Raw genomic sequence first — 13,256 nt, forward strand, 5'->3', positions numbered from 1 at the left:
GGGGTCCGGCGTCCCCCGCCCGCCGTCGCTCAGTCGCCCTGCGGAGCCGTGGAGGCCGAGGACTTCGCGGGCAGTTCCTTGATCCGGACGTCGCGGAAGGACACCTGGTCGTCGGCTCCGTGGTTCTGGATGCCGATGTGCCCGTCGGTCAGACTCCGGGCCGGATCGGTGTTGGTGAAATCGTTGATCTTCACGCCGTTGAGCCAGACGCGGAGGCGTTCGCCCTCCACGCGGATCTCGTACGTGTTCCACTCCCCCGGCGGGTTCAGCGCCCGGTCGCGCTGCTTCAGGTCGGCGGAGCGGAAGCCGTAGACGGACCCGGTGGTCTTCTCGGGTACGTCGGTGGCGTCGATCTGGATCTCGTACCCGTGGTCGACCGCCGACCACGGGTCGTCCGAGGGCGGGAAGCCCACGAACACACCCGAGTTGTCGTCGCCGGCCATCTTCCAGTCGAGCTTCAGCGAGTACGACGAGAAGCCGGAGGCGGCGTACCAGAGCAGACCCATGCCGCCGGTCGTCGTCAGGGTGCCGTCGTCGGACAGGGTGAAGGAGCCGGGGCCGGCCTGCTTCCAGCCGGAGAGCGAGGCGGAGGTGCCGTCGAAGAGGGCCCGGTATCCGTTCTCCGGCCGGCAGTCGGCCTGGACGGCTCCGATCGCGTACCGGATCCCGCCCAGCAGGTGCTCGCGGAAGGCCGGTTCGGCGAAGGACTCCTTGGTGTGGCCGCCGCCGGTGTAGAAGGCGCGGCCGCCCTCGTAGGTCTGGCACCAGGCGATCGGATGGTCGCCGTGCATGGTGCCGCCGGTGTACGACGACTCGTCCAGCGAGGCGAGGACATGGGCCCTGTCCCGTGGGTTGGAGCGGTAGTTGTACCACTCGTCCGTACGGTTCCAGGTCCGCGGCAGGCCCGCGGTCGCCGGATGCGCGTGGTCCTCGACGTGCACCGTGGCGGGCTGGATGGCCGGGTGCGACTGGAAGTAGGCGCCGGCGAGGCCGCCGTAGAACGCCCAGTCGTACTCGGTGTCGGCGGCGGCGTGGATGCCGACGTAGCCGCCGCCCCGCCGGATGTACCCCTCGAAGGCGGTCTGCTGCGCGGCGTTCAGGACGTCCCCCGTCGTGGACAGGAACACGACCGCGTCGTACCGCCGCAGGTTGGACGGCGTGAACGCGCCCGCGTCCTCGGTCGCGTCGACCGTGAAGCCGCCGGTCTCACCGAGTTGCCGCACGGCCGCGACGCCCTCGGGGATGGAGTCGTGCCGGAAGCCGGCCGTCTTGGAGAAGACCAGCACCCGCTTGCCCGCCTCGGCCGGCGACGAGGCCGGCGACGAGGTCTGCGACGAGGCCGGTCCGGAGACGCAGCCCAGCAGCAGGGCGGCGCCGACGACGGCCGTCGTGATGCGTCCGGTTGAGCGCATGGCTGTCTCCTCTCAGTCCGTCGTGAAGGTGAAGTCGTCCACGTCGTACAGGGCGCCCGAGCCGCTGCCCTTGAAGACGAGGTGGAGCGTGGTCGTGCCGCGCGGGGCGCGTGACAGGTCGGCGCTGACGTCCTGGAAGTTCTCCCAGCCGCCGGTCACCGGCACGGTCACCGCGCCGAGCAGGGTTCCCGTCGAGGAACCGGCGCGGATCTCCAGGGTGCCGCCCGCGCCGCCGGAGGAGACGCGTGCCGTGATCTTCTTGGCGTTGTTCAGCAGGTACGGCGTGAAGGAGATCCAGTCGCCGTTGTGGATGTCGCCGACGGTCCGGCCGCCGTGCGCGGCGTCCTTGGTGATGACGGAGACGCCGGAGGAGTTGCCGAAGTGCTCGGCCTGGCGGTGCTTGGGCTGGGCGACGTTCTGGTCGTGCGTGGTGAGCGGGGCCTGGCCGCCGCCCCCGTTGTCGGTGTACTCGGCGTCGATGACGCCGAAGATGTTGGCGTCCTCGTCGTGGCCGCCGTCGGCGCTGGTCTGGAGGGTGCCGGTGCAGCCGTTCGCGGAGGTGAGCGGATGGCCGTGGGTGTCGTGGCCGAGGACGAAGGTGACCTTGACCTTCGAGCAGTCGATCGTCCGGTCCTCCGGGTCGGTGACCTTCACCTGGAACGGGATGGCGTCGCCGAAGCTGAACAGCTGCCCGTCCTTCGGGTTCTCCAGCACGACCTTGGGCGCGGTGTTGCCGACGACGATGCGCACGCTGGCGCTGCCGGTGCGGCCGGAGGGGTCCTTGGTGGTGAGCGTCGCGGTGTAGGTGCCGTTCTTGCGGTAGGTGTGCGTGGGGTCGGCCGACGTCGACGTGCCGCCGTCACCGAAGTCCCAGCTGTACGTCAGCGCGTCGCCGTCCTGGTCGGTCGTGCCCTCGGAGGAGAAGCGGACCCTGAGCGGCGCCTGGCCGGAGGTCTTGCTCGCCGTGGCCTGGGCGACGGGCGAGTGGCCGTCGGTGGCGTTCTCGATGCGGTACAGGGCCGAGTTCTCGTCGCCGCCGAACCAGGACACGCCGTAGTCGAGGACGTACAGCGCGCCGTCCGGGCCGAAGGCCATGTCCATCACCTGGGTGCCGGTCCAGGGGAAGGGATTGATGGACTGTACGGTCCCGGCGGAGTCGGTAACGATCCGCTTGATCCAGCGCCGTCCGAACTCCCCGGCGAAGAAGTTCCCGTCGTAGGCCTCGGGGAACTTCACCGGCGAGTCGAGCGCGGGGTCGTAGTGGTAGACCGGGCCGCCCATCGGGGACTCGGAGCCGGAGCCGAACTCGGGCACGGAGCCGCCGTCGTAGGGGATCCAGGCGGGCTGGGCCGGGGGCAGGTCGGTCAGGCCGGTGTTGTGCGGAGAGGTGTTCTTGGGCGCGTCGCAGTCGAAGGCGGCACCCGAGGTCTTCGTCGCGAAGTCGTAGTCGAGGTAGGCGTCGTTGTCGCCGGTGCAGTAGGGCCAGCCGTAGTTGCCGGGCCCGGTGACGCGGGCGAACTCGACCTGGCCGGCCGGGCCGCGCGCCGGGTCGGCGGCGCCCGCGTCGGGTCCGTAGTCGCCGACGTAGAGGATGCCGGTCTCCTTGTCGACGCTGAACCGGAACGGGTTGCGGAAGCCCATCGCGTAGATCTCGGGGCGGGTCTTGTCCGTGCCGGGGGCGAAGAGGTTGCCCTCGGGGATCGAGTAGGACCCGTCGGCGTTGACCTTGATGCGCAGGATCTTGCCGCGCAGGTCGTTGGTGTTGCCGGAGGAGCGCTGGGCGTCGAAGGCCGGGTTGCGGTTCGCGCGCTCGTCGATGGGGGTGAAGCCGTCCGACTGGAAGGGGTTGGTGTCGTCACCGGTCGACAGGTACAGGTTGCCGGCCGCGTCGAAGTCGATGTCGCCGCCGACGTGGCAGCACAGGCCGCGGGAGGCGGGGACGTCGAGGATCTTCTTCTCGCTGGCGGTGTCCAGGGTGCCGTCGGTCTTCAGCACGAAGCGGGAGAGGCGGTTGACGCCGTCGAAGGGGGCGAAGTCGGCGGCGGTGCCGGTCTCGGGGGCGTCGCCCGCGGGGGTGTTCAGCGGGGGCGCGTAGTAGAGGTAGATGAAACGGTTCTCTGTGAAGTTCGGGTCGACGCCGATGCCCTGGAGACCCTCCTCGTCGTGGGAGTAGACGTCGAGCTTGCCCGCGAGCCTGGTGTTGCCCGCGGCGTCGGTGAGGCGGAGTTCGCCGTCGCGGGAGGTGTGCAGCACCGAGCGGTCCGGGAGCACGGCGAGCGACATGGGCTCGCCCACCTCGGGCTCGCCCTTGGCGAGGGTGACCTGCTGGAAGTCCTCGGCAGCGACGGGACCCTCGTCGGCGACGGCTGCGCCGGCCTGGGGAGCGGCGAGGGTGAGGGAGGCGCCCGCCAGCAGCACCCCGCTGAGCAGGGCGACCGCCTTTCGGAAGGCGGGGCGCCGGAAGGGCCGGAGTCCTCTGTGGTTCTCGGTTCTGGCGGTGTGGATGGTGCGGTCGTTCCCGTGCACGAATGCCTCCATCAATGGGGCCGGTTGTACGGGCGGGTGCGTACGCCGGGATGCGCCGTCATCCCGGAGAGCTGACGGAGGGCTCGACGAGCCCTGCGACGGGGGTCAGTTGCCGAACGCCGCGTCGAAGGAGGCCGACGGCGGCTCGAAGTCGTAGGCCTTGAGGCGGGTCAGCGCCTCGGGTGCGCCCTGGAGCCGGTCCATGCCGGCGTCCTCCCACTCGACGGAGACCGGGCCCCGGTAGTCGATGGAGCGCAGCATCCGGAAGACGTCCTCCCAGGGGACGTCGCCGTGCCCGGCGGAGACGAAGTCCCAGCCGCGCCGGGGGTCGCCCCAGGGCAGGTGGGAGCCGAGGCGGCCGTTGCGTCCGTCGAGGCGCTTGCGGGCCTCCTTGCAGTCGACGTGGTAGATCCGGTCGCGGAAGTCCCACAGGAAGCCGACCGGGTCGAGGTCCTGCCAGACGAAGTGCGACGGGTCGAAGTTGAGGCCGAAGGCCGGCCGGCGGTCGACCGCGTCCAGGGCGCGGACCGTCGTCCAGTAGTCGTAGGCGATCTCGCTGGGGTGCACCTCGTGCGCGAACCGCACGCCCTCGGCGTCGAAGACGTCCAGGATCGGGTTCCACCGCTCGGCGAAGTCCTGGTAGCCCCGCTCGATCATCGACTCGGGCGCGGGCGGGAACATGGCGACCAGGTGCCAGATGGCGGAGCCGGTGAAGCCGATGACGGTGTCGACGCCGAGGGCGGCGGCGGCCCTCGCGGTGTCCTTGATCTCGGCGGCGGCGCGCCGCCGTACGCCTTCCGCGTCTCCGTCGCCCCAGATGCGGGCGGGCAGGATGGCCTGGTGGCGTTCGTCGATGATGGCGTCGCAGACGGCCTGGCCGACCAGGTGGTTGGAGACGGCCCAGCACTTCAGGCCGTACTTGTCGAGCAGTGCCTTCTTGGAGTCGATGTACGACGGGTCGGCGAGGGCCTTGTCGACCTCGAAATGGTCGCCCCAGCAGGCGAGTTCGAGACCGTCGTAGCCGAAGTCGCGGGCCAGGCGGCAGACCTGTTCCAGGGGCAGGTCCGCCCACTGGCCGGTGAACAGCGTGAAGGTGCGCGGCATCGGGTGTGGCCTCCTCAGGCTGCGATCGGCGTGTAGACGGAGTTCTTCTCGGCGCTCTCCTCGACCGCCGCGAGCACGCGCTGCACCTGGAGCCCGTCGGCGAAGGAGGGATCGGGCCTGCGGCCCTCGGCGACGGCGTGGACCAGGTCGCGCGCCTGGTGGACGAAGGTGTGCTCGTAGCCGAGGCCGTGGCCCGGCGGCCACCAGGCGTCCAGGTAGGGGTGGTCGGGTTCGGTGACGAGGATGCGGCGGAAGCCGGCGTGCCCCCCGGGCTCGGTGCCGTCGTGGTACGACAGCTCGTTGAGCCGCTCCAGGTCGAAGGCGAGCGAGCCGCGTTCGCCGTTGAGTTCGATGCGCAGGGCGTTCTTGCGGCCGGTGGCGTACCGGGTGGCCTCGAAGGAGGCGAGGGCGCCGGAGGCGAAGCGGCCGGTGAACAGGGCGGCGTCGTCGACGGTGACCGCCCCCGTGCCCACGGTCGACACGGCGGACAGCCCGCTCGTGGGCCCGCCGGGCAGCGGCCGCTCCCGTACGAAGGTCTCCGTCAGGGCGGACACGCCCGCCAGCGGCTCGCCCACCAGGTACTGCGCGAGGTCGACGATGTGCGCCCCGAGGTCGCCGAGCGAGCCGGAGCCCGCCTGCTCCCTGCGCAGCCGCCAGGTCAGCGGGAACTGCGGGTCCACCAGCCAGTCCTGGAGGTAGGCCACCCGCACGTGCCGCAGTCGGCCCAGGCGCCCCTCGGCGACCATGCGGCGGGCCAGCGCGGTGGCCGGGACGCGGCGGTAGTTGAAGCCGACCATCGCCACCTGGCCGCGCCCGTGGGCCTGTTCGGCGGCCCGGGTCATCGCCTCCGCCTCGGCGACGCTGTTGGCGAGGGGCTTCTCGCACAGGACATGCTTGCCGGCGGCGAGGGCGGCCAGTGCGATCTCGGCGTGGCTGTCGCCGGGGGTGCAGATGTCGACGAGGTCGACGTCGTCCCGTTCGACCAGGGCACGCCAGTCGGTCTCGGTGGCCGCCCAGCCGTGCCGGTCGGCCGCCGCGCGCACGGCGCCGGCGTCCCGGCCGCAGATCACGGCGAGCTCGGGGTTCAGCGGCAGGTCGAAGACGCGGCCGGCGGTGCGCCAGCCCTGGGAGTGGGCGGCGCCCATGAAGGCGTAGCCGACCATGCCGACGCGCAGCGGTGGCTTCCCCGTGTCCGACCCCGCGTCCGTCCCCGTCTCCGTCCGCGTCTCCGTCCCCTCTTGCTGCTGCGGCTGTCCCATGCGGATGTCCTCCTCGTCGTCGTGGCACGGTGGGGGGTGGGTCCCGCCCCGGTGGGCTGGTCAGGCCTGGGGGCTGTCCGGCGGATCAGGCCGGCTCCGAGGGACCGTGACTTGCGTCGCGGGTGAGCGGGGCTTGGTGCGTCCATCTGAAAGGCGGAGGAGGGAGTCGACGCGAAGCGTCGGCGACCGAGGACAACGCCGCGGACGGGCGTGACAAGCCCCGCCATTGCGGTGTGATCCGCCGGACGTGCCCCCAGGGGCCGGGCTCCTCACTTGAAGCCGGTGGACATGTACTGGTCGACATTGGTCTTGTCGACGACGGCCGAGTAGAGCGTGATCGACGCCGGGATCTCGTACTCGGCGAGGCCGCCGACACCCTTGCCCTGGCCGAGGGCGCGGGCGAGGTCGATCGCGGAGGCGGCCATGGTCGGCGGGTACAGGACGGTCGCCTTGAGCACCCCGTTGTCCTGCTTGATGGCCTGGAACGCGGACAGGGCGCCGGCTCCGCCGACCATGAGGAAGTCGTCGCGTCCGGCCTGCTCGATGGCGCGCAGGGCGCCGACGCCCTGGTCGTCGTCGTGGTTCCACAGCGCGTCGAACTTCGACTGGGCCTGGAGCAGTTGGGCCATCTTGGCCTGCCCGGACTCGACGGTGAACTCGGCGGCCTGGCGGGCCACCTTCCTGATGTTCGGATAGTTCTTCAAGGCGTCGTCGAAGCCCTGGGTGCGCTGCTTGGTCAGCTCCAGGTTGTCCAGTCCGGCCAGTTCGATGACGCGGGCGTTCGGCTTGTCCTTGAGCTTCTCGCCGATGTAATGGCCGGCGTTCAGGCCCATGCCGTAGTTGTCGCCGCCGATCCAGCAGCGGTACGCCTGGGGGCTGTTGAAGACGCGGTCGAGGTTGACGACCGGGATGCCCGCGCGCATCGCCTTCAGCCCGACCTGGGTGAGCGCCTTGCCGTCGGCGGGCAGCACCACCAGCACGTCGACCTTCTTGTTGATGAGGGTCTCGATCTGCCCGATCTGCTGGGCGGTGTCGTTGGAGCCCTCGGTGATCTCCAGCGTCACGTCCGCGTACTTCCCGGCGCGCTTCTCGGCGTTGTCGTTGATGGCGTTGAGCCAGCCGTGGTCGGCCTGGGGGCCGGCGAAGCCGATGGTGACGGGCTTGCCGGGCTTGGCGTCGGCGGCGGGCTGGTCGTTCGCCGCGGGCTCGTCGTTGCCGGAGTCGCTCGGTTCGTTGCTCGTGCAACCCGCGAGGAGGGCACCCGCCCCGACGGCGGCGGTCCCGAAGAGCAGTCCTCTGCGACTGGTGAGCTGTGTCATGGCGGTGAACCCTTTCCTCAGGTCGTGCTCGCGGTACGGCGCTGGACCAGCACGGCGGCGACGATGATCGCGCCCTTGGCGATCTGCTGGACGTCGCTCTGCAGGTTGTTCAGGGCGAAGATGTTGGTGATCGTGGTGAAGATCAGGACGCCGAGCACCGAGCCGGTGATGGTGCCGCGGCCCCCGCTGAGCAGCGTTCCGCCGATGATGGCGGCGGCGATGGCGTCGAGTTCGTAGAGGTTGCCGTTGGTGTTCTGGCCGGAGCCGGACAGGACGATCAGCAGGAACGCGGCGATGCCGCAGCACAGCCCGGACAGCAGGTAGAGGTACAGCCGCTGGCGGCGTACGTCGATGCCGGCGAGGCGGGCGGCCTCCGCGTTGCCGCCGACGGCGACCGTGCGGCGCCCGAAGGTGGTGCGGTTGAGCACCAGCCAGCCGATGACGGTCACGACGGCGAACACCAGCACCAGCGGCGGCACGCCGAGCACGTACGCGTCGCGTTCCCCGAGGTCCAGGACGCTCGGGACGGTGACGATCTGTGTCCTGCCGTCGGTGATCTGCAACGCCAGTCCTCGCGCCGAGGCCAGCATGGCGAGCGTGGCGATGAACGGCACCATCCCGCCGTAGGCGATGAGCAGCCCGTTGACCAAGCCGCAGCCGACCCCGACGACGACCGCGGTGAACAGGATGCCGCCGAAGCCGTACTCCTGCGTGGCGACGGTGGTGGCCCACACCGAGGCGAGGGCGACGATGGCGCCGACCGACAGGTCGATGCCGCCGGAGGTGATGACGAAGGTCATACCGACGGTGACGACACCGATCACGGAGGCCTGGGTCAGGACGAGTTGGAGGTTGCGGGTGTCGAGGAACTCGTCCGGTTTGGTGATCCCGCCGATGAGGACCAGGACGGCGAGCACACCGAGCAGGGAGAGGGTGCGGACGTCGGCGCGGGCCATCAGGCCGCGCCAGGCGGGCGGCTGGGCCTGGGGCACCTTGTCGGTGCTGCCCCGCGGCGGGGAGACGGGCTGCGTCATGACGCCGGGCTTCCTTCCATGACGAGGTCGAGTACGCGGTGTTCGTCGAGTGCGCGGGCCGGTGCCGTGTGGACGACCCGGCCCTCGCGCAGCACCAGGACGCGGTCGGCGAGGCCGAGCACCTCGGACACCTCGCTGGAGACCAGCAGCACGGCGAGCCCTTCGTCGGCCAGTCGCCGTACGACCGCGTACAGTTCGGCGCGCGCGCCGACGTCGACGCCGCGGGTGGGTTCGTCGAGCAGCAGCACCCGGCAGCCGCGCAGCAGCCAGCGCGCCAGCACGGCCTTCTGCTGGTTGCCGCCGGACAGGGTGCGTACGGGCACGGCCGGGTTGTCGGGCCGCAGGGACAGTTCTCGGGTCGCGGCCCGGGCCGCGCCGAACTCGGCGCGGCGGTCGATCCAGCCGCCTCGGGAGAAGCGGGACAGGGAGGACACCGACACGTTGCGGGTGACGGACTCCAGCATGAGCAGCGCCTGCGCCTTGCGTTCCTCGGGGGCGAGCCCGAGCCCGGCGCGTACGGCGGCGCGCACGCTGCCCGGCTTCAAGGGCCGGCCGCCGACGAGGACCTGGCCGGTCGTCGGCTTGCGTGCTCCGTAGACGGTCTCCAGGATCTCGGAGCGGCCGGAGCCGACGAGCCCCGCGAGCCCGACGATCTCTCCGGGGCGCACCTCCAGGTCGAAGGGCTCGAACTCGCCCTCCCGCCCGAGCCCCTTGATCTCCAGGACGGGCGTGCCGCCCGGCGCCGCGGCGGGCCGGTCCGGGAAGACGTACTCCACGTTCCGCCCCGTCATCAGCGCCACCACCTCGCGGGTCGGCGTCGACTTGGCGGGCAGTCCGCCGGCCACGGCCCGGCCGTCCTTCAGGACGGTCACCCGGTCGCCGATGCGGCGGATCTCCTCCAGGCGGTGCGAGATGTAGACGACGGCGACGCCGTCGGCGGTGAGGTCGCCGACGATACGGAACAGGTTGTCGACCTCGTCCGGGTCGAGGGCGGCGGACGGTTCGTCCATCACGATCAGCCGTACGTCGTGGGAGAGCGCCCGCGCCATGGACACGATCTGCTGCTGCGCCGCCGACAGTTCCCCCGCCAGCCGGGCGGGATCGATCTCGGGATGTCCGAGTCGTCGCAGCAGTGCGGCCGTCGAGGACCGTGCGGCCTTGCCTCGTACGACGAAGCCGGCGGTGGTCGGCTCATGGCCGAGGTGGACGTTCTCGGCGACCGACAGGTGCTCGACCAGGTCGAGTTCCTGGTAGATGGTGGCGATGCCGAGACGCATGGCGGCGATGGGTGAGCGGAGCGTGACCGGTTCGCCGCGCCAGCGGATGGTGCCGTCGTCGGGCTGGTGGGCGCCGGCCAGCACCTTGATGAGGGTGGACTTCCCGGCACCGTTCTGGCCGAGCAGGCAGTGCACCTCGCCGGCCTGGACCGCGAGGTCGACGCCGTCGAGGGCCCGGACTCCGGGGAACGACTTGGTGATGCCGGACATGCTGAGCAGAGGTGGTTCTGATGCCATGCGATTTCCCCTCGGCGGGCGTGCGGGCCGGTGTCAGGGCGCTGGTGGTGCAGGCGTGTTCGGAGCAGGGCAGAACGGAGGCGCTGTGCTGGTGTGGCCGTGCGGGGGTACGTGCTTACGCGGGTGAGAACAGGTGGTCGCTGATGAGGCGGGCCGCGCCGATGACTCCGGCGGTGGGGCCCAACTCGCCCAGGACGATGGGCAGGTTGCCGGTCGCCAGCGGCAGTGACTGGCGGTAGACCTGGGTGCGGATCGCGGCGAGGAGGGTGTGGCCGAGACCGGTCACCCCGCCGCCGATCACCACCAGGCCCGGGTTGAAGAAGCTGACCAGGCCGGCGATGACCTGGCCGGTGCGGTTGCCGCCCTCGCGGATCAGGTCGAGCGCGGTGGCGTCGCCCGCGGCGGCCGCGGCGGCGACATCGACGGCGCTGAGCGTGCCGTTCGTCTCCAGCCGGGAGGCGAGTTCGGCGGAGAGGCCCTGCTGGGCGGCCTCCGTGGCGTCGCGGGCGAGGGCCGCCCCGCTGAAGTGGGCCTCCAGGCAGCCCCGGTTGCCGCATGCGCAGGGGCGGCCGTCGGGCACGGCCTGGATGTGCCCGATGTCGCCCGCGCTGCCCGTCGTACCGCGGTAGACGTCACCGCCGACGACGATGCCGCAGCCGATGCCGGTGCCGATCTTGACGCAGAGGAAGTCGGCGACGGTGCGGGCGACGCCGGCGTGCTGCTCCCCCAGCGCCATGAGGTTCACGTCGTTGTCGACCATGACCGGGCAGCCGAGGTCCTGGCTGAGCGCCTCCCGTACGGGGAAGCCGTCCCAGCCGGGCATGATCGGCGGGGCCACGGGGACGCCCTCGGGAAAGCGGACCGGGCCCGGGACGCCGATGCCGGCGCCGTCGTAGCCCTCCGCGAGGCCCGAGGCCCGCAACTTGGCCGCCATGGACAAGACTTGCTCGAAGACCGCGACCGGCCCCTCGCGGACGTCCATGGGCTGGTTGATGTGCCCGAGGATCTCCAGTTCGGCGTTGGTGACGGCGACATCGACGGAGGTCGCGCCGATGTCCACGCCGAGGAAGCGCAGTTGCGGGTTGAGCCGTACGTTGTGGGAGCGGCGACCGCCGCGCGAGGCGGCGAGTCCGTCGGCCACCACCAGCCCCGTCTCCAGCAGCCGGTCCACCTCCACGGCCAGCTTGGACCGGGACAGGTCGACCTGGTCGCCCAGCTGAGCACGGGAGTTGGGGCCGCCGTCGCGCAGCAGCCTGAGCAGCTTGGCCTGATGGGCGTTAGCGGGTCGCGCCGTCATGCGTCTCACGAGCCCCTCCCCGCCCCAACGGCCTGTGCGCGCCGGTTTCCGGCCACTTCCGTGGCTTGCTTTCGAAGGGAACGTAGCAGTGGCCGCCATGACTGGGAAGAAGTCGTGCACGAATTGCCGACGACTTTTTCCACTCACAGGACAAAGATGCTGACCAGCCGTGAGCGGAGGCGGGGTTGGCGCATGGGGGCCGCTCCCTCGGCGTCGTCCAGGCCGACGCGCAGGGAGACGACGGGCGTTCAGTGGGCAGGCGCCCCGGCACAGGCATGCGGTGGCTTCGGCGCCAGGGCGCCGGCGCTCCCGCAGCAAGCGCGGCAGGCATCCGGCACCGCCCGCCCACGAACCCGGCGCGGTCCGCACACGAGTCCGCACGCCTGCCCACCGGTGGTCCCACTCAGGACGACAGCGCTCCCTGGGCGGTCACTGACCACATGGGCGGCACGCGCCCACGCCACGGAACGCACCCACCCGCCACGGAACGCCCCCGGCGCCCGCCGCTCACCCACCCGCCACGGAACGCACCCGGCGCCGGCCACTCACCCACCGGGCGCGGCGCGCCCCGCGCACGAGCCCGTCACACCCGGGGAACCCGTTGCCGCCCGCCCCTCGGCGACGCATCCACCACGGCTCGCCGCACGAGCGGCGCGCGAGCGCAGAAGCCACACGCGTCCGGCACCGCCCGCCGTGCAGCCGACGCCCCGCGACGCCCGACCACAGCCGCCGCTCGTCACGCGAGCGCACAAGCGGCACCTGAGTCGCCGGCGCGGCGCGGCAGAACCCGTCGTCCCCCGCTGACGCGTTGCCGCAAACCCCGCGGACACAGCGCTCCCACCGCGGCCACAGCGCTCCCACCGCGGTCGCTCACAGCACGCGCGGCACGCGACCGACCCACCGACCGTGCCACGCACCCACACCCCGCAAGACCCACCCACCCACACCCGCACAAGCGGCAGCGGTCACCCAGGACCCCGTCACCACCCGCCGCGTCCCCGGCTACGACCAGCCCCCTGCTACGACCGACCCCTGCTACGACGAACCCCGCTAAGACCGAGCCCTCTCGTGGTAGGACCGCCGCGTGTGTTCCGTGTGGGCGCGCATCAGTTGCGTGGCGTGGTGTTCGTCTCGCGCCCTGATCGCGGCGATCAGCTCACGGTGCTCGATCCAGGACTGCTGTCCGCGCTGCCGGGCCACCGGCGTGTAGTACCAGCGCACGCGTCGGTCGACCTGGGCGGCGAGTTCGGCGAGGACCGCGTTGCCGGCCAGCTCCATGATCTTCGCGTGGAAGCGGGCGTTCATGGCGACGGCCCCGTCCACGTCGTCGGCGGCGACGGCCTCCTCGCCCTGAGCGCACAGCTCCTCCAGGGCCGTGATGCCCGCGCTGTCCGCGTGGGCCGCGGCGAGCCTCGCCGCCTCGGCCTCCAGCAGCGTACGCACGGTCAGGAGCTGGTCGGCCTCCTCCTCCGTCGGCTCGTGCACGAACGCTCCCTGCGCGGGCCGCAGATCGACCCATCCCTCGGTGTTCAGCCGCTGGAGCGCCTCGCGGACCGGCTGCCGGGAGACCCCGAGGTGCCCGGCGAGCTCGCTCTCCACGAGGTGCTGTCCGGGCTGGAGGGCGCGGGTGGTGATGAGTTCGAGCAGCGCCTCGTAGACACGGTCGCGCAGCGGGCCGGGCCGTTCGAGCTTGGGTACCGCCCCCTGGGGCAGTCCTGTCGACAACATCGCGGTCCCCCTCCTCGGCAGGGCCGTGCACAGCAGGCGGGAAGTCCCTGTCACCGCAGAGCC

At 71.6% G+C, this 13,256-nt stretch carries 9 protein-coding genes; all 9 read right to left on the reverse strand.

All coding sequences use genetic code 11. The annotated features are described in order from the left end of the window. Nucleotides 1-29 precede the first annotated feature (29 nt). A complete protein-coding gene (locus ACFPZJ_RS18465) occupies nt 30-1,412 on the reverse strand; it encodes a ThuA domain-containing protein (protein ID WP_381022525.1) in 1,383 nt (460 codons plus the stop codon). A gap of 12 nt (nt 1,413-1,424) precedes the next feature. Continuing rightward, on the reverse strand, nt 1,425-3,938 hold the full coding sequence (locus tag ACFPZJ_RS18470; protein WP_381022528.1) for a PQQ-dependent sugar dehydrogenase: 2,514 nt from the start codon (nt 3,936-3,938) through the stop codon (nt 1,425-1,427). A gap of 105 nt (nt 3,939-4,043) precedes the next feature. Next, on the reverse strand, nt 4,044-5,042 hold the full coding sequence (locus tag ACFPZJ_RS18475) for a sugar phosphate isomerase/epimerase family protein (RefSeq protein ID WP_381022530.1): 999 nt from the start codon (nt 5,040-5,042) through the stop codon (nt 4,044-4,046). Nucleotides 5,043-5,056: 14 nt separating this feature from the next. After that, nucleotides 5,057-6,301: a Gfo/Idh/MocA family protein gene (locus ACFPZJ_RS18480; RefSeq protein ID WP_381022532.1), complete on the reverse strand. Its 1,245-nt coding sequence runs from the start codon at nt 6,299-6,301 to the stop codon at nt 5,057-5,059. 269 nt (nt 6,302-6,570) lie between these two features. Beyond that, a complete protein-coding gene (locus tag ACFPZJ_RS18485; protein WP_381022534.1) occupies nt 6,571-7,620 on the reverse strand; it encodes a substrate-binding domain-containing protein in 1,050 nt (349 codons plus the stop codon). Nucleotides 7,621-7,637: 17 nt separating this feature from the next. Beyond that, nucleotides 7,638-8,654, reverse strand: a complete 1,017-nt coding sequence (locus tag ACFPZJ_RS18490) for an ABC transporter permease (RefSeq protein WP_381022537.1) — start codon at nt 8,652-8,654, stop codon at nt 7,638-7,640. Then, nucleotides 8,651-10,168, reverse strand: coding sequence for a sugar ABC transporter ATP-binding protein (locus tag ACFPZJ_RS18495; protein WP_381022539.1), 1,518 nt, complete (start codon nt 10,166-10,168; stop codon nt 8,651-8,653). The genes ACFPZJ_RS18490 and ACFPZJ_RS18495 overlap by 4 nt, the downstream gene beginning before the upstream one ends. 115 nt (nt 10,169-10,283) lie before the next feature. After that, complete coding sequence (locus tag ACFPZJ_RS18500) at nt 10,284-11,465, reverse strand: ROK family transcriptional regulator (RefSeq protein WP_381023437.1); 1,182 nt, start codon at nt 11,463-11,465, stop codon at nt 10,284-10,286. 1,050 nt (nt 11,466-12,515) lie between these two features. Continuing rightward, nucleotides 12,516-13,193: a GntR family transcriptional regulator gene (locus ACFPZJ_RS18505; RefSeq protein ID WP_381022542.1), complete on the reverse strand. Its 678-nt coding sequence runs from the start codon at nt 13,191-13,193 to the stop codon at nt 12,516-12,518. Nucleotides 13,194-13,256: the final 63 nt, after the last annotated feature.

Source organism: Streptomyces bullii (genome assembly GCF_042657145.1).
GTDB lineage: Bacteria > Actinomycetota > Actinomycetes > Streptomycetales > Streptomycetaceae > Streptomyces > Streptomyces bullii.